Source organism: Kitasatospora sp. NPDC088779 (assembly GCF_040685395.1).
Lineage (GTDB): Bacteria > Actinomycetota > Actinomycetes > Streptomycetales > Streptomycetaceae > Kitasatospora.
In genome coordinates this window covers 34821-51155 of record NZ_JBFBHW010000005.1, presented here as the reverse complement: position 1 = coordinate 51155, position 16335 = coordinate 34821, and the positions used below count along the sequence as shown (strand labels likewise).

Annotated in this window: 11 protein-coding genes; 6 read left to right on the top strand and 5 right to left on the bottom strand. The window is 73.6% G+C overall.

Going from position 1 to position 16335, the window contains the following annotated elements; all coding sequences use genetic code 11:
- Nucleotides 1-16: 16 nt before the first annotated feature.
- The 4 genes from AB0P03_RS05845 to AB0P03_RS05830 all read right to left on the bottom strand — a co-directional run bounded on the left by AB0P03_RS05845 (nt 17) and on the right by AB0P03_RS05830 (nt 6650).
- Nucleotides 17-2044: a protein meaA gene (locus tag AB0P03_RS05845; protein WP_363627918.1), complete on the bottom strand. Its 2028-nt coding sequence runs from the start codon at nt 2042-2044 to the stop codon at nt 17-19.
- A gap of 10 nt (nt 2045-2054) precedes the next feature.
- Nucleotides 2055-3392 (bottom strand): crotonyl-CoA carboxylase/reductase, encoded by a 1338-nt coding sequence (gene ccrA, locus AB0P03_RS05840; protein WP_363580593.1) that lies wholly within the window; start codon nt 3390-3392, stop codon nt 2055-2057.
- A gap of 367 nt (nt 3393-3759) precedes the next feature.
- Nucleotides 3760-4680, bottom strand: coding sequence for a TetR family transcriptional regulator (locus AB0P03_RS05835; protein ID WP_363580595.1), 921 nt, complete (start codon nt 4678-4680; stop codon nt 3760-3762).
- A gap of 194 nt (nt 4681-4874) precedes the next feature.
- Nucleotides 4875-6650 carry a 3-hydroxybutyryl-CoA dehydrogenase gene (locus tag AB0P03_RS05830; protein ID WP_363580597.1) on the bottom strand — a complete coding sequence of 592 codons (1776 nt, stop codon included), beginning with the start codon at nt 6648-6650 and terminating at the stop codon, nt 4875-4877.
- Between the two features lie 531 nt (nt 6651-7181).
- Between AB0P03_RS05830 and AB0P03_RS05825 the strand changes: the two genes are divergently transcribed.
- The 3 genes from AB0P03_RS05825 (at nt 7182) to AB0P03_RS05815 (ending at nt 11472) form a co-directional block, all read left to right on the top strand.
- Nucleotides 7182-8636, top strand: coding sequence for a glutamine synthetase family protein (locus AB0P03_RS05825; RefSeq protein ID WP_363627917.1), 1455 nt, complete (start codon nt 7182-7184; stop codon nt 8634-8636).
- A 3-nt stretch (nt 8637-8639) separates the two neighbouring features.
- The gene (locus AB0P03_RS05820) at nt 8640-9776 is read left to right on the top strand and encodes an amidohydrolase family protein (RefSeq protein WP_363627916.1); all 1137 of its coding nucleotides are present in this window, start codon (nt 8640-8642) and stop codon (nt 9774-9776) included.
- Nucleotides 9777-9984: 208 nt separating this feature from the next.
- Nucleotides 9985-11472, top strand: coding sequence for a S8 family serine peptidase (locus tag AB0P03_RS05815; protein WP_363580603.1), 1488 nt, complete (start codon nt 9985-9987; stop codon nt 11470-11472).
- Between the two features lie 121 nt (nt 11473-11593).
- Here the strand turns inward: AB0P03_RS05815 and AB0P03_RS05810 are convergent, their stop codons facing one another.
- Nucleotides 11594-12487 carry a HipA family kinase gene (locus AB0P03_RS05810; RefSeq protein WP_363627915.1) on the bottom strand — a complete coding sequence of 298 codons (894 nt, stop codon included), beginning with the start codon at nt 12485-12487 and terminating at the stop codon, nt 11594-11596.
- A 130-nt stretch (nt 12488-12617) separates the two neighbouring features.
- On the opposite strand from AB0P03_RS05810, the gene AB0P03_RS05805 reads away from it, so the two are divergent.
- From AB0P03_RS05805 to AB0P03_RS05795, 3 genes are all read left to right on the top strand, one after another.
- Nucleotides 12618-13058 carry an SRPBCC family protein gene (locus AB0P03_RS05805; RefSeq protein ID WP_363580607.1) on the top strand — a complete coding sequence of 147 codons (441 nt, stop codon included), beginning with the start codon at nt 12618-12620 and terminating at the stop codon, nt 13056-13058.
- A gap of 219 nt (nt 13059-13277) precedes the next feature.
- Nucleotides 13278-14432, top strand: a complete 1155-nt coding sequence (locus AB0P03_RS05800; protein WP_363627914.1) for a glycosyltransferase — start codon at nt 13278-13280, stop codon at nt 14430-14432.
- A gap of 378 nt (nt 14433-14810) precedes the next feature.
- A complete protein-coding gene (locus tag AB0P03_RS05795) occupies nt 14811-16334 on the top strand; it encodes a sugar transferase (RefSeq protein WP_363618561.1) in 1524 nt (507 codons plus the stop codon).
- Nucleotide 16335: the final 1 nt, after the last annotated feature.

Genomic DNA, 16335 nt, shown 5'->3' with positions numbered 1-16335 from the left:
GGTTCCTTCCCAGTGGTCAGCTGGTGGGCGCGGGTGCGGGCGTCCAGGGCTGGAGCTTGTTGGCGAGCCGGATCTCGTCCACGATCCGGCCGATGATGGTGGTGATGCCGAAGTCCTTCGGGGTGAACACGGCGGCGACGCCGGCGGCCTTGAGGGCCTCGCCGTCCGCTGCCGGGATGATGCCACCCACGATCACCGGGACATCCTGCACCCCGGCCCGGCGCAGCCGGCGCAGGACGTCGGGCACCAGCTCGCAGTGGGCGCCGGAGAGGATCGACAGGCCCACGCAGTGCACGTCCTCCGCGACGGCGGCGGAGACGATCTGCTCGGGGGTCAGCCGGATGCCCTGGTAGACCACCTCGAACCCGGCGTCGCGGGCCCGGACGGCGATCTGCTCGGCGCCGTTGGAGTGCCCGTCCAGGCCGGGCTTGCCGACCAGCAGGCGCAGCTTGCCGGAGCCCAGCTCCTCGGCGGTGGCGGCGACGGCGGCGCGCACCGCGGCCAGTTCCCCGCCGGGTTCGGCGGACACCGCGACCGGGGCGCCGCCGACGCCGGTGGGCGCGCGGTACTCGCCGAAGACCTCGCGCAGGGCGAAGGCCCACTCGCCGGTGGTGACGCCGGCCCGGGCGCAGGCGAGCGTGGCCGGCACCAGGTTGGCGTCGGTGGTCGCGGTGGCCTTGAGCTCGGCCAGCGCGGTCTGGACGGCGGCCTCGTCGCGCTGTCCGCGCCAGGCCTCCAGGGCGGCGAGCACGGACTGCTCGGAGGCCGGGTCGACGACCATGATGGCGGTGTCGAGGTCGGCCGTGAGCGGGCTCTCCTCGGTGGTGTCGAAGCAGTTGACGCCGACGATCCTGTCCTCGCCGGACTCGATCCGGGCCCGCCGGGCGGCGTGCGAGGAGACCAGGTTGGACTTCAGGTAGCCGGACTCCACGGCCGGAATCACCCCGCCCATGGCCAGCACCTTGGCGATCTCCGCCTCGGCGCCGGCCAGCAGGTCGGCGGTCTTGGCCTCGACCACCTCGGAGCCGTTGAAGAGGTCGCCGTACTCCAGCAGGTCCGACTCGTAGGCCAGCACCTGCTGGATCCGCAGCGACCACTGCTGGTCCCAGGGCCGGGGCAGGCCCAGCGCCTCGTTCCAGGCCGGCAGTTGGACGGCGCGGGCGCGGGCGTCCTTGGAGAGGGTGACGGCCAGCATCTCCAGGACGATCCGCTGGACGTTGTTCTCCGGCTGGGCCTCGGTCAGGCCGAGCGAGTTGACCTGGACGCCGTAGCGGAAGCGGCGCTGCTTCGGGTCCTGGACGCCGTAGCGCTCCAGCGTGACCTTCTCCCACAGCTGGGCGAAGGCGCGCATCTTGCACATCTCCTCGACGAAGCGCACGCCGGCGTTGACGAAGAAGGAGATCCGGGCGACCACCTCGCCCATCCGCTCGGCCGGCACCTGGCCGGAGTCGCGGACGGCGTCGAGCACCGAGATGGCGGTGCACATCGCGTAGGCGATCTCCTGGACGGGCGTGGCCCCGGCCTCCTGCAGGTGGTAGCTGCAGATGTTGATCGGGTTCCACTTGGGGATGCGGCCGACGGTGTAGGCGATCATGTCGGTGATCAGGCGCACCGAGGGGCCGGGCGGGAAGACGTGCGTCCCGCGCGAGAGGTACTCCTTGACGATGTCGTTCTGGGTGGTGCCGGTGAGCTTGGCGATGTCGGCGCCCTGCTCCTCGGCGACCACCTGGTAGAGCGCCAGCAGCCACATCGCGGTGGCGTTGATCGTCATGGAGGTGTTGGTCTGTTCGAGCGGGATGCCGTCGAACAGGGTGCGCATATCGCCGACGTGGCCGACCGGGACGCCGACCCGGCCCACCTCGCCGCGGGCGAGGAGGTGGTCGGAGTCGTAGCCGGTCTGGGTCGGCAGGTCGAAGGCGACGGAGAGGCCCGTCTGGCCCTTCGCCAGGTTCCGCCGGTAGAGCGCGTTGGAGTCGCTCGCGGTGGAGTGCCCGGCGTAGGTGCGCATCAGCCAGGGGCGGTCGCGCTTGTGCTGATCGGTCATCGGATCGGCCTCAGACGTTCCGGAAGCGGTTGATCGCCGGCAGGTGCTGCTCGCGCAGCGCGTGGTCGCGCACGCCCAGGCCCTCCTCCGGCGCCAGGCAGAGCACGCCGACCTTGCCCTGGTGCTTGTTGTGGTGCACGTCGAGGGCGGCCTGACCGGTCTCCTCCAGGGAGTAGACCTTGGACAGGGTCGGGTGGATCCGGCCCTTGGCGATCAGGCGGTTGGCCTCGAAGGCCTCGCGGTAGTTGGCGAAGTGCGAGCCGACGATGCGCTTGAGCGACATCCACAGGTAGCGGTTGTCGTACTGGTGCATGAAGCCGGAGGTGGAGGCGCAGGTGACGATGGTGCCGCCCTTGCGGGTGACGTACACCGAGGCGCCGAAGGTCTCCCGGCCCGGGTGCTCGAAGACGATGTCGACGTCCTCGCCGCCGGTGAACTCGCGGATCTTCGCGCCCAGGCGCTTCCACTCGCGCGGGTCCTGGGTGTGCTCGTCCTTCCAGAACCGGTAGCCCTCGGCGGAGCGGTCGATGATCGCCTCGGCGCCCATGGCGCGGCAGATCGCGGCCTTCTGGTCGTTGGAGACCACACAGATCGGGGTGGCGCCGCCGGCCAGCGCGTACTGGGTGGCGTACGAGCCGAGGCCGCCGCTGGCTCCCCAGATCAGCACGTTGTCGCCCTGCTTCATGCCGGCGCCGTTGCGCGAGACCAGCTGGCGGTACGCGGTGGAGTTGACCAGGCCGGGGGAGGCGGCCTCCTCCCAGGTGAGGTGCTTGGGCTTGGGCAGCAGCTGGTTGGTCTTCACCAGGGCGATCTGGGCCAGCCCGCCGAAGTTGGTCTCGAAGCCCCAGATGCGCTGCTCGGGGTCCATCATCGTGTCGTTGTGGCCGTCCGGGGACTCCAGCTCGACGGAGAGGCAGTGCGCGACGACCTCGTCGCCGGGCTTCCAGGCGTTGACGCCGGCGCCGGTGCGCAGCACCACGCCCGCGAGGTCGGAGCCGAGGACGTGGTACGGCAGGTCGTGGCGCTTGGTGAGCGGCGACAGCCGGCCGTAGCGCTCCAGGAAGGAGAAGGTGGAGACCGGCTCGAAGATCGAGCTCCAGACGGTGTTGTAGTTCACCGCGCTGGCCATGACGGCGACCAGCGCCTCGCCGGGGCCCAGCTCGGGCAGGGCGACCTCGTCGAGGTGAAGGGACTTGCGGGGGTCCTTGTCGCGGCTGTCGAGGCCCGCGAACAGCTGCTCCTCGTCCTTGTGGAGCGTCACCGCTCGGTAGGACTCGGGAAGCTTGACGGCGGCGAAGTCCTCCGACGTGGCGTCGTTGCTGAGGATCGCGTCGAGGATTTCCTGCATGGCTGCCTCCGAAGGCGTACCTGTGTGAGGGCACAGGGCGTCTGGGGTAGCCGGGAGCGGACACCGGCTTCGCTGAGGTGGGTGGTGGGTGGTCGGGCTGGGCGCCCGGGGTGGACCGGGCCGAACGCGCACTGCTCCCGGGGTGTGGGAACGCCGGACGACGGCGCGCCGAGGTGGGGAGCCGCGGCGCCGCGACTGGTGAGTAACAAGGTAGTGGCACCCTGTGCCACTCGTAAAGACACCGGGTGTCACGAATTCCGGCGCGCTGGAGCGGCCCCTGAACGCGCTGCGGCGGATATCGAAAGGGCCCGCGTCGACTGCTCGACGCGGGCCCTCGATATCGCCCTGAACTGGCTAAATGATGGGCTCAGGACTCCCTGGCGCCACTCAGTGCGGCCCGGATGCTGTCCACCACCACGTCCAGCGGAGCGTCCGTCCGGGCGACTGTGATGAGTACCTCACCTCCAGGACTGGCACTCAGTGCGCTCTCGGCCAGCACGTCACCGGGAGCCCCATTGGCACCCGGTGCCACCAGGGAGCCGCGGCGTCTGGCACCCGGCGTGCTGGAGGCCCAGAAGGTCCGCCGGATCACCTCGAAGGAGTGGTCCAGCTGCGCCTCCACGTCCCCGCGCCCGCCGGCCCGCAGCCAGCGCCGCAGCACGTGGTTGTGCGCCGCGACGACCGCCGCCGCCGACACCTCGGCCAGCATCGAGTCGTCCTCGCCGCCGCGCTGCCAGCCCGACGGGATGGACTCCCCGGTGTCGAAGCGGCCCAGCAGGTACCGGGTGAACAGCCGCTCGTACCGGGCCACCACGGCGATCTCCCGCTCGCGCAGCGCCGGGACCTGACGGATCAGCTGGTACCGCGCGACCGACACCCCCGGCGTCGAGGCGTACATCCGCAGCACCTCCTTGATGCCGCGGCAGACCACGTCCAGCGGGTGCTCCTCCGGCTCGGCGCTGGCCAGCAGGTCGGCCACCCGGACGAGGGTGTCGTCGTGGTCCGGGAAGATCGCCTCCTCCTTCGACCGGAAGTACCGGAAGAAGGTCCGCCGGGCCACCCCGGCGGCGGCCGCGATCTGGTCGACCGTGGTCTCCTCGTAGCCCTGCGAGGAGAACAGCTCCATCGCGGCCGTGGCCAGGTCCTGACGCATCTGCTGGCGCTGCGCCGCCGCCCGGCGGCTGCCCGGCCCCCCTTCCGGCCCGGTGCCCCCGGTCGAGGAGCCCGTCCGGTCGGCGCCGCGCGGTCCGGCGGAGTGCTGCGGGGTGGCTGACTGAACCCGATCCATGTCCGGAACGCTACACGGCCCCGGCGGTTCGGCCGCGGCCCTTCCCCGACGGACCGGTGCGACCGGGCCGGTGACGGCCGGTCTGGGCCAGCGCGCGGACACCGTCCCCGGGCTCCAGCCCGGTCTGGCCGGGCCGGACCCGGTCCCGGGCGGCGCCGCCTCGCGCGCGGCGGCGCCCCCGGCAGCCGGCGTGGTCACCGGCGCGCGTGGTCGCGGAAGCCGCGGCCGGTCTTGCGGCCCAGGCAGCCGGCGGCGACCAGGTGCTCCAGCAGCGGCGCGGCGGCCAGGCCCGGTTCGCGGAACTCCTGGTGCAGCACCTGCTCGATGGTCAGCGAGACGTCCAGGCCGACCACGTCCAACAGCTCGAACGGGCCCATCGGGTAGCCGCAGCCCAGCTTCATCGCGGTGTCGATGTCGTCCACCGTCGCGTAGTGCTCCTGGAGCATCCGCACCGCGTCGTTCAGGTAGGGGAAGAGCAGCGCGTTGACGATGAAGCCGGCCCGGTCGCCGCACTCCACCGGGTGCTTGCGGACCTCGGCGGTCAGCTCCAGCACGGTCGCGGTGACGTCCGGCGCGGTCAGCACGGTGGAGACCACCTCGACCAGCTTCATGGCCGGCGCCGGGTTGAAGAAGTGCATGCCGATCACGTCCTGCGGCCGCGAGGTGGCCGTCGCGCAGCTGATCACCGGCAGCGAGGAGGTGGTGGTGGCGAGCACCGCTCCCGGCCTGACGATCTTGTCCAGGGTGGCGAACAGCTCGCGCTTGACCGCCAGGTCCTCGGCCACCGCCTCGATCACCAGGTCCACCTCGGCCAGCTCGGCGTACTGGCCGACCGGGGTGACCAGCGCCAGCGCGGCGTCCCGCGCCTGCGCGCTCAGCCGGCCCCGGTCGACCGCGCGCGCCAGCGACTTCGCCAGCTGCGCCTTGGCCCGGTCGGCCTTCTCCTGGCTGCGGGCGGCCAGCAGCACCGGGCGGCCGGCCTTGGCGAAGACCTCGGCGATGCCGGTCGCCATGGTGCCCGAGCCGCAGACGCCGACCGCGCGGACCTCCCGGCCCGCCACCGCGGCCCGCGCCGGGCCGGCCGCCGCGTCGACGGCCCTGGACGAGCCGGGCGCCTCGTAGGTGTAGAAGCCGCGGCCGGACTTGCGGCCCAGCAGCCCGGCCGCGACCAGCTGGCCGAGGATCGGGGCGGGCGCGTGCAGGCGGTCCCGGGACTGCTCGTACATCGCCTCCAGGACGGTCCGCGCGGTGTCCACGCCGATCAGGTCGAGCAGCGCCAGCGGGCCCATCGGCAGGCCGCAGCCGAGCCGCATCGCGGCGTCGATGTCCTCCCTGGAGGCGTACTTGGACTCGTACATCGCGGCGGCTTGGTTCAGGTACGCGAACAGCAGGCCGTTGACGACGAAGCCGGCCCGGTCGCCGGCCGCCACCGGCTCCTTGCCGAGGTCCCGGGCGAACGCGGCGGCGTCCTCGGCGACCTGCGGGGAGGTCAGCACCGTGCGGACCACCTCGACCAGCTTCATGCTGTGCACCGGGTTGAAGAAGTGCAGGCCCAGCACCCGCTCCGGGCGGGCGGTCGCGGCGGCGATCCGGGTCACCGAGAGCGCGGTGGTGCCGGTGGCCAGCACCGTCTCCGCCGGGCAGATCCGGTCCAGTTCGGCGAAGAGCTCCCGCTTCAGCTCCAGCTGCTCGGGCACCTCCTCGATCACCAGCTCGGCCCCGGCGGCGGCCGACAGCTCGTGGCCGACCGAGATCAGCGCCAGCAGCGCGGTGCGCTCCCCGGCGGTGATCCGCTCCCGGTCGACCGCGTGCGCGGTCGCCTCCTCGATCCGGGCCAGTGCCCGGGCGGCCGAGTCCTCGGTGGCCTCGATGCCGATCACCCGGCGGCCGCTCCTGGCGACGGCCACCGCGACACCGGCACCCATCGTGCCGAGGCCGACGACGGCGACCGTGGAAAAGGGACGCTCCATCTGTCCTGACTCCTAGTCCTGAAGGGCCCGCGCACGCCCCGGCGGCCGGGCCGCCGCGCCCGCGCGTGCGGCGGGGGCGGCCGCCGCCGGGGGAGGGTCCGCGCGCGGGGCTGGGGAGATGACGGGTTCCGGCACACCGCCGCGGCGGCCGGTCCGCTCCGGCCGAACTGAGGGGTGTGCCGTGGTGCTCAGGCGCTCAAGGGTGAAAGGAAGCGGCTCTGATACGAGGAAGGAGACCCGGCCCGCCGCGGTTCGCGGCGCCGGCCGGTGAATGACGCACCGCGCGCCCGCCGTGGACACGGCGACCGCAGGCCCCCGCCGGTGCGGCTCCCGTAGCCCGGCGGTGGTGCGTCCGGCCACTGTAGCGAAGCTACCCGCGAGTAGGAAGGGGTGCGGGCGTCACAAAAGGCATCGGGACGGCGGGTCAGGCGGGCGGCGGTGGTCCGAACGGGTGAACGGGCGGACGGGCGTCCACGGGGACCACTCGATAGGGGAGTTACCCGGCCGCGACGGGCGGGGCAACATGGGGGCATGACCCTCGGAACCGCCGCCGGCCCCGCCGCGTCCGCCACCGGCTCCACCGGCCCGGCCGGAGGCCTCGGTGGGCACCTCGCCGCCGTCACGCTGCCCCCGTGCGCCGCGCGCGTCGAACAGGCCGAGGCCGCCGTCGACCGGCTGCGCACCGCCGCCGTCGACGCGGTGGCCGTCACCTGGGTGGACAATGCGGGCATCACCCGGGTCAAGGCCGTCCCGCTGGGCGCCCTGGTGCACGCCGCGCAGTGGGGCGTCGGCGCCGCACCCTGCTTCGACGTCTTCCTCGCCGACGACGGCATCACCACCAGCCCGAGCACCGGCGGCCCCACCGGGGACCTGCGGCTCTACCCCGACCTCGACCGGGTCGTCCCGCTGGCCGCCCAGCCCGGCTGGGCCTGGGCCCCGGGGGACCGGCACACCCAGGCCGGCACCCCGCACCCCGGCTGCCAGCGGCTGTTCGCCCGCCGGATGGAGGCCGCCGCCGCCGAGCGCGGGCTGACCCTGCGGGCCGGCATCGAGGTCGAGTGGGTGGTCGCCCTCGCCGGCGGCCCGCAGGACGAGCCGCAGTACCCGACGCACGGCCCCGCGTACGGGATGCACCGGCTCACCGACCTCGCCGACTACCTGCGGGACGTCCTGCGCGCCCTCGGCGAGCAGGGGCTGACCGTCCTGCAGATCCACCCCGAGTACGCCCCGGGCCAGTTCGAGGTCTCGGTGGCCCCCGAGGGCCCGGTCGGCGCCGCCGACACCTCCGTCCTGGTCCGGCACACCGTGCGGGCCGTCTCCGCCCGGCACGGCCTGCGGGTCTCCTTCGCCCCCGTGGTCGAGCCCGGCGCGGTCGGCAACGGCGGGCACCTGCACCTGAGCCTCTGGCGGGACGGCCACAACCTCGGCCACGGCGGCCCCGGCCCGCACGGCCTGACCGCCGAGGCCGAGGGCTTCCTCGCCGGGGTGCTCGGCGCGCTGCCCGAACTCCTGGTGCTGGGCTGCTCCAGCCCGGCCGGTTACCTGCGGCTGGTGCCCTCGCACTGGGCCGGCGCCTACCAGTGCTGGGGCCTGGAGAACCGCGAGGCCGCGCTGCGCCTGGTGACGGGCTCCACGGGGGAGCGGGCCGCCGCCGCCAACGCCGAGGTCAAGTGCTTCGACGCCAGCGCCAATCCGTACCTGGCGGTCGGCGCGGTGCTCGCCGCCGGTCTCGTCGGTCTCGACCGACACCTCTCGCTGCCACCGGAGTTCACCGGGGACCCGGCCGCCGCCGAGCCCGGTTCGGTGCCCCGGCTGCCGACCGGCCCGGCGGAGGCGCTGGCCGCGTTCGAGCGATCGGCGGTGCTGCGCGAGGCGCTCGGCGGGCCGCTGTACGAGGCGGTGCTGGCGGTGCGCCGGGCCGAGGGCGAGCAGTACGCCGTCGCCACCCCCGAGCAGCTGGTCGCCGCCACCCGCTGGCGGTACTGACCGGTGCCCGCCGGGGCCCTGGCGTTGCCCGGGCTGGTCGACCACCACTGCCACAGCGTGGTGGCGGCCGACCTCGCCGACGACACCCTGGCCGGGCTGCTCACCGAGTCCGACCGACCGCCCGCGCCCGGCTGTTCGCCCTTCGACAGCGCGCTCGGCCTGGCCGTCCGGCGCTGGTGCCCGCCCGCCCTCGGCCTGCCCGCGCACGCCCCGGCCGCCGACTACCTGGCCCGGCGGCGCGAGCTGGGCGGCGCCGAGGCCACCCGCCGGCTGCTGGCCGCCGCCGGGCTGGACACCTGCCTGGTGGACACCGGGCTGACCACCGCCGCGGGCCTTCCGCTGCTGCCGCTCGGCGAACTGGCCGCGGCCGCCGGGGCGGTGGTGCACGAGGTGGTCCGGCTGGAGTCGGTGGCCGAGGCGGTGGCGGGCCCGGCCGAGTCCTGGCCGCAGGCCGTCGGGGAGGCGCTGGCGGCCGCCGCCGCGGGTGCGGTCGCGGTCAAGTCGGTGCTCGCCTACCGGCACGGCCTGGCCGCCCCCGCCGAACGGCCCGCGCGGGCGGCCGTGGTGGCCGCGGCCGGCGCCTGGCTGCGCGGCGGGCGGGGCCGGCTGGCCGACCCGGTGCTGCTGCACCACCTGCTCTGGACGGCCGTGGACGTCTGCGCCGGGCTGGGCCTGCCGCTCCAACTCCACACCGGCTTCGGCGATCCCGACCTCACCCTGCACCGGGCCGATCCGTCGCTGCTGACCGGTTTCGTGCGCGCGGCCGAGCCGAGCGGCGTCCCGCTGGTGCTGCTGCACTGCTACCCGTACCACCGCCAGGCCGGGTGGCTGGCCCAGGCCTTCCCGACGGTGTACACCGACCTCGGGCTGACCGCCTCCTACACCGGCCCGCGGGTGGCGGCGGTGCTGGGCGAGATGCTGGAACTGGCGCCGTTCGGCAAGCTGTTGTTCTCCACCGACGCGTACGGGCTGCCCGAGTTGTACCTGGTGGGCGCCGCCCAGTTCCGGTACGGGCTGGGGGCGGTGCTGGCCGACTGGCAGGCGGGTGGCGCCTGTTCGGCGGCGGACGCGCGGCGGCTGGCCCGGCTGGTCGCCGCGGACAACGCCCGCGCGCTGTACTCACTGCCCGGCGCACCGTAGCACGTCGGCGAACCGTCACTTTTTAACACTCTTCAACTCTGTTGACGTGTTGGGCCTCCGGACTCCTCGGTTCCGATGTTGGCCAACATGTGACGATTAGATGACTACCTCTTGCGCTTATCAGCGAATATTCATTAGCGTCCCGATCATTCCAGGCGCACCTGCCACACCGCAGCTGCCGCATGACGACTCGGGAGGGCCAACCCCTATGAGAGTTCCTCGGATCAGCCGGACCCGGTTCGCGGCGGTGGGCCTCGTGCTCGCCACCGCCGGCGCCCTCGCGCTCCCGGCCGGCACCGCCGTCGCGGCCCCCTCGGCGGGCTCGACGACCGGTCCGCTGCTCAGCTACGTCGTCAACACCAAGGCCAACCACGGCCAGGTGCAGAAGGTCGAGAAGGCGATCACCGCCCTCGGCGGCTCGGTGGTGTACTCGTACGAGCAGATCGGCGTCGTCATCGCCCGCTCGGACGACACCGCGTTCGCGCAGAAGCTGCGTCAGGCCAAGGGCGTCGACTCCGTCGGCGCCAGCCGCACCAAGGGCATCACCGCCGCCGACCAGGCCAAGGCCGAGGTCGCCGCCGAGCCCGCCGGCGCGCCCGCCGCCGGTCAGGAGCCGTACGAGGCCAACCAGTGGGACATGCGTCAGATCGGTGTCGACAAGGCGCACAAGCTCTCGCTCGGCAACCGCAACGTCACCGTCGGTGTGCTGGACTCCGGCATCGACGCGACGCACGAGGACCTGGCCGCCAACGTGGACGCCTCGCAGTCGGTCTCCTGCATCGACGGCGGCAAGCCGAACACCGACTGGAAGTCCTGGCAGCCCACCACCAGCGACCACGGCACCCACGTGGCCGGCACGATCGGCGCCGCCAAGAACGGCAAGGGCGTCGTCGGCATCGCCCCGAACGTGAAGCTGGCCGCGGTCAAGGTCGTCGACGACGGCGGGTTCATCTACCCGGAGTACGCGATCTGCGGCTTCGTGTGGGCCGGTGAGCACCAGTTCAAGGTGACCAACAACAGCTACTACGTCGACCCGTGGATGTTCAACTGCCCGAACGACAAGGACCAGGCCGCGATCAGCGCCGCCGTCCGCAAGGCGGTCTCGTTCTCGCAGCGCAAGGGCGTCCTCAACGTCGCCGCGGCGGGCAACGAGAACATCGACCTGGCGCACAAGACCGTTGACGTCGCCAGCCCGGACGACACCACCAAGGTGACCCGCCCGGTCACCAACGACTGCCTGTCGCTGCCGACCGAGCTGCCCGGCGTCATCGCCGTCTCCTCGGTGGGCGTCAAGGGCGACAAGGCGTACTACTCCAGCTACGGCAAGGGCGTCGTGACCGTCGCCGCGCCGGGTGGCGACGCCCGCTACCAGATCCCGGACACCCCGGACAAGAACGGCCGGATCCTCTCCACCATCCCGGGCAACAAGTACGGCTACATGCAGGGCACCTCGATGGCCACCCCGCACGTCGTCGGCGTGGTCGCGCTGCTCGCCAGCACCTTCCCGTGGGCCAACCCGGACGAGCTGACCGAGCTGCTCACCAACCAGGCGGAGTCGCACCCCTGCCCGACCGGCGAGTACAACCCGGGCGGCACCGGCGCGTACAAGGCCACCTGCGAGGGCGGCGCGGACGACAACGGCTTCTACGGCGCGGGCATCATCAACGCCGAGAAGGCGGTCCAGTGGTGGCGCTGACGCGCTGACCACGGCGACACCTGAACACTGAGCCGGGGAGCGGGCCCATCCGGGTCCGCTCCCCGGTCGCTTCCTGCCCGGGCCCCGCCCGGCCGACCTCTCCGGGCGAGCCCCGGCCCGCTCACTCGACGTGCTGGTCCCAGCCGGTCTCCACCGACGGCTTGCCGTGCAGGTCCGGGACTTCCTGGAGCCAGGCGGGCCGGCCGGCCCGGGTCCGGGCCTCCCGGCGGCGTTCGGCCTCGCGCAGCTGCTCGGGGGTGGCGAAGCCCTCCGGGAGCCACTGCGCGGAGAGCACCACCCGGGCGGCCAGGTGGGACACGTAGGCGTGCCGGACGGCGGCCGCCGAGTCGAAGCCGGGCTCGTCGGCCAGCCACTCGTCCGGGACGAGCGCCAGCACTTCCTCCAGCAGGCCGACGGTGACCAGCGGGCCGAGCTCCTCGTCGGCCAGCCGGACGTCCGGGGCCGAGCCGCCCAGCGCGTGCGCGCTGAGGTCGTAGCGCCTGCCGACCGCCGCCTCGGCGGTGGTCCAGCGGTGGTGGAAGATCAGCGCGGCGCCGTTGTCGATCAGCCAGAGCCGTCCGTGCCAGACCACCAGGTTGGGGTTGTGGACGGTGCGGTCGACGTTGCCGGTGAGGGCGTCCAGCCAGACCATCCGCCCGGCCTCGGCGGAGTCCACCGGGATCATGCCCGGCCGGTAGTCCCGCGCGCCGGGCAGCAGGTCCATCCCGAGGTTGAGGCCGCCGCTGGCCTTGAGCATGTCCTGGATCTCGGTGTCGGGCTCGTCCGCGGCGACGGCCGGATCGAAGTCCACCAGCCGCAGCTCGGGGACGCGCAGGCCGAGCCGCCGGGCCAGCTCGCCGACGATCACCTCCGCGACCAGCGCCTTGCGGCCCTGCGCGGCGCCGGTGAACTTGACCACGTAGGTTCCCAGGTCGTCGGTCTCCACCACACCGGGGACGGAGCCGCCGGACCGCAGCGGGTCGACGTAGCGCACTGCTGTCACCAGATCGAGCACACCGGCCACCCTATCCCGCCGCCCCGCCACCGCAGCGGCCCGTCCGGTCGGCCTCCGCCCCCGGCGCTGTGATTGGCTTGCCGGTGAGAATCGGAAGACCAGAAGACCACCGGACGAGGAGAGCAAGGCCATGGGACAGGTGCAGGCCACCACCGAGCGGGACTACGACGCCGCCCCCGAGCGGGTGTACGAGGCGCTGGCCGACTACCGGGTGACCCGTCCGAAGCTGCTGCCCCCGCAGTACAGCGAGTACGAGGTCCGGGTCGGCGGCACCGGCGCCGGCACCCAGGTGCACTGGAAGCTCCAGGCCACCGAGAAGCGCGTGCGGGACTGCCTGTTCACCGTCTCGGCGCCCTCGCCCGACCAGCTGGTGGAGAAGGACGCCAACTCCAGCATGGTGATCACCTGGACCGTCTCGGCGGCCGGTGAGGGCCGGTCGAAGGTCGTCGTCTCGGCCACCTGGCAGGGCGCGAGCGGCATCGGCGGCTTCTTCGAGCGCACCTTCGCGCCGAAGGGCCTGAACCGGATCCACGACCAGGTGCTGGCCAACCTGGCCGCCGAGGTCCGCTGAGTCCGCGAGCTCACTGAGTCCGCGAGCTCACTGAGTCCGCCGAGCTCACTGAGCTCGCCGAGTTCGTCGAGTTCGCCTTTCCCGCGGCAATTCGCCCGGGAATTCGAGCGGCCCGCCCACCCGTACGAGCGGAAAGCCGTACGGGTGGACGGCCCGCCACCTCCGGGTGACGAGGGCCGCCCGGCGCGGGGGAGCCACCCTAGGCTCGCCGCCGTGCATATGACGATCCTTCACATTTCACAGCCCGTGGACGGCGGAGTCGCCCGCGTCGTCGCCGATCTGGTCCGGGGGCAGCGCGAGGCCGGTCACCGGGTGCTGGTCGCCTGCCCGGGCGGCGGCCGGCTGGCCGAGGAGGCCGCCGCCGTGGGCGCGCTGGTCCATGACTGGCCCGCCGGGCGCTCGCCGGGCCCGGGCACCGCCGCCGAGGCGTGGCGGCTGCGCCGGATCGTCCGGGCGGCCGCGCCCGACGTGGTCCACCTGCACAGCGCCAAGGCCGGGCTGGCAGGCCGACTGGCGGTGCGCGGCGCGGTGCCGACCGTCTTCCAGCCGCACGCCTGGTCCTTCGCCGCCGTCGAGGGCCCGATGGCCACCGCCACCCTGCACTGGGAGCGCTTCGCCGGCCGCTGGGCGCACCGCCTGCTCTGCGTCAGCGTCCAGGAGCGGGCCGACGGCGTCGCCGCCGGGGTGAGCGCGGACTGGGCGGTGGTGCCCAACGGCGTGGACGTGCGCCACTACGCACCCGCCGACCGCCGGGCGGCCCGGATCGCGCTGGGCCTGGACCTGGACGCTCCGCTCGCGGTCTGCGTCGGCCGGCTGTGCCGCCAGAAGGGCCAGGACGTGCTGCTGGCGGCCTGGCCGGAGGTGCTGCGGGCGGTGCCGCAGGCCCGGCTGGCGCTGGTCGGCGGCGGCCCCGAGGAGAACCGGCTGGCGGACCTGGTCCGGGAGTCGGCCGAGCCGTCCCGGGTCCGGCTGGTCGGGGACGTGCCGGACCCGAGGCCGTGGCTGGCGGCGGCCGACCTGGTGGTGCTGCCCTCGCGCTGGGAGGGCATGGCGTTGGCCCCGCTGGAGGCGATGGCGGTGGCCCGTCCGGTGCTGTTGACCGACGTGCCGGGCGCCCGGGAGTGCCTGCCCCAGGCCGAGCGGGGGCGGGCGGTGGTGCCGCCCGAGGACGTGACCGCGCTCGCCACCCGAATGGCGGAAGCGCTGTCCGATTCGATCGAGTGTGAGCGACGCGGGGCGAGGCTGCGCGATCACGTGGTCGCCCGGCACGACGTCCGCACGGTGGTCGAACAGGTGGACGCGCTGTACCGCCATCTGCTGGGTGCCGGTCCGGAGGCCGGGCGGCGCCGGGCCCGTGTCCCAGAGCGGATCTGATCGTTTCACATGCCGTGAATGCCCGCCGATCCGGCGCCGTCGTATTCGCACCCTCAACCGGATAGGGACGAGGCGTCAAATCCGAAATACCTATTAATGGGCGGCTGGAATGAAACGGCAAGTCAACTTCCAGCCTACGCAGCCAGGTTATGTATTGTCGGATTTCGCCTGCTTCGTTTCGATTTCACGCCGGGAATTCGCGACTGAGCCCTTCATGGTCGCGCCTCGCGCGGCCGGGCCCGGTGCGAGAGGACCGAAAGCCGCCAGCGGTAGCAGGTGCTGTCAGGACCGCGCCCACCGGGCCGGGACGGCCGCTCCGCGCCATCCGGTGCCGGGGCGCCGTCACCCCGGGCACACAGCAGGGGAGTTCGTGCGCTGATGACTATTGACCACGACAGCGTGCCGCGATCCGGTCGGTCCCTGTCCGGCCCGCGGCGGCCCGGCACCGGGCTGCTCGACCGCCCGGCCGGATCCGCCCAGACCCGGACGGTGCCGCCGCCCCGCCGGCACCGCGGGGCGGTCCGATCCCGGCTCGCCCTGCCGCTCGCGCTGGTCCAGGTCGACGCGATCGCGCTGTGCACCGCCACCGGCCTCGCCAACCGGGCCGTCGACCCGGCCGTCCCGCTCGCGCCGCTGCTCGGTGCCGCCGCCGTCCTGCCCCTGCTGCTCGTGCTCAACCTGGTCGGCGGCCTCTACCGCACCCGGCTCACCCTCTCCGTCCTGGACGAACTGCCCGCGCTGGCCGTCCGGGCCGTCGTCGCCACCGCCTTCGCCGTCACCCTGGCCGGTTGCCTGGACGGCCGCTGGCCCGACTGCGGCCCGGCCACCCCGGCCCGGCTCACCGTCCTGCTCGGCGTCCAACTGCTGATCGCCGCCGTCGGCCGCGCCGTGCTCTACCACCTGGTCCGGCGGATCCGCCGCAGCCGCCCCAACCCCGTCCTGGTGCTCGGCGCCGGCCGGCTCGGCCGCCGGGTCGCCGCCGCCCTCAGCGAGCGCGGCGAGTACGGGATGCGCCCGGTCGGCTTCCTCGACGCCGACCCGCCGCTGCTCGCCGGCGACACCGACCTGCCCGTCCTCGGCGGCCGCGAGGTACTGGAGCGCGAGGTCCGCCGGCACCGGATCCACCACGTGGTCGCCACCGCCGGCGCCGCCGACGAGGCCGAGACCGCCGCCGCCCTGCGCGACGCCGCCCGGCTCGGCTGCCAGGTCTGGCTGGTGCCCGCGCTGCGAGAGCACGGCTCGCTGCCCGCCGGCCCGCTGGCCGGAGCCGACCACCTGTGGGGCTTCCCCTGCCTGCGGGTCGGCAGCCCGGCGATGCGCCGCCCCGGCTGGGCCGCCAAGCGCGCCTTGGACGTCACCGCCGCCGGGCTCGGCCTGCTGCTGCTCGCCCCCGTCCTGGTGCTCTGCGCGCTGGCCGTCCGCTTCGACACCGGCCCCGGCGTGCTCTTCCGCCAGCAGCGCACCGGGCTCGACGGCAAGGTCTTCACCGTCCTCAAGTTCCGCACCCTGCGCCCGAGCAACGAACACGAGTCGGCGACCCGCTGGAACATCTCCCAGGACCACCGGATGGGCGCCGTCGGCCGACTGCTGCGCCGCAGCTCGCTGGACGAGCTGCCGCAGCTGTGGAACGTGCTGTGCGGAGACATGAGCCTGGTCGGCCCGCGCCCGGAACGCCCCTACTTCGTCATGCGGTTCGGCCAGGCCTACCCCGAGTACGCCGACCGCCACCGCGTCCCGGTCGGCCTGACCGGCCTCGCCCAGGTCAACGGCCTGCGCGGGGACACCTCGATCGAGGACCGGGCCCGGTTCGACAACCGCTACATCGAGAGCTGGAGCCTCTGGCAGGACGTCAAGATCCTGTGCCGCACCGCGGTCCTGATGCTCCACCCGGACGGGAGCTGAC

What these genes read in the sequence shown, in the direction of transcription:
- AB0P03_RS05825 (WP_363627917.1), top strand. Translation starts at nt 7,182, where the DNA reads ATGACCCTCGGAACCGCCGCCGGCCCCGCCGCGTCCGCCACCGGCTCC.
- AB0P03_RS05845 (WP_363627918.1), bottom strand. Translation starts at nt 2,044, where the DNA reads ATGACCGATCAGCACAAGCGCGACCGCCCCTGGCTGATGCGCACCTAC.
- AB0P03_RS05815 (WP_363580603.1), top strand. Translation starts at nt 9,985, where the DNA reads ATGAGAGTTCCTCGGATCAGCCGGACCCGGTTCGCGGCGGTGGGCCTC.
- ccrA (WP_363580593.1), bottom strand. Translation starts at nt 3,392, where the DNA reads ATGCAGGAAATCCTCGACGCGATCCTCAGCAACGACGCCACGTCGGAG.
- AB0P03_RS05800 (WP_363627914.1), top strand. Translation starts at nt 13,278, where the DNA reads ATGACGATCCTTCACATTTCACAGCCCGTGGACGGCGGAGTCGCCCGC.
- AB0P03_RS05835 (WP_363580595.1), bottom strand. Translation starts at nt 4,680, where the DNA reads ATGGATCGGGTTCAGTCAGCCACCCCGCAGCACTCCGCCGGACCGCGC.
- AB0P03_RS05830 (WP_363580597.1), bottom strand. Translation starts at nt 6,650, where the DNA reads ATGGAGCGTCCCTTTTCCACGGTCGCCGTCGTCGGCCTCGGCACGATG.
- AB0P03_RS05795 (WP_363618561.1), top strand. Translation starts at nt 14,811, where the DNA reads ATGACTATTGACCACGACAGCGTGCCGCGATCCGGTCGGTCCCTGTCC.
- AB0P03_RS05805 (WP_363580607.1), top strand. Translation starts at nt 12,618, where the DNA reads ATGGGACAGGTGCAGGCCACCACCGAGCGGGACTACGACGCCGCCCCC.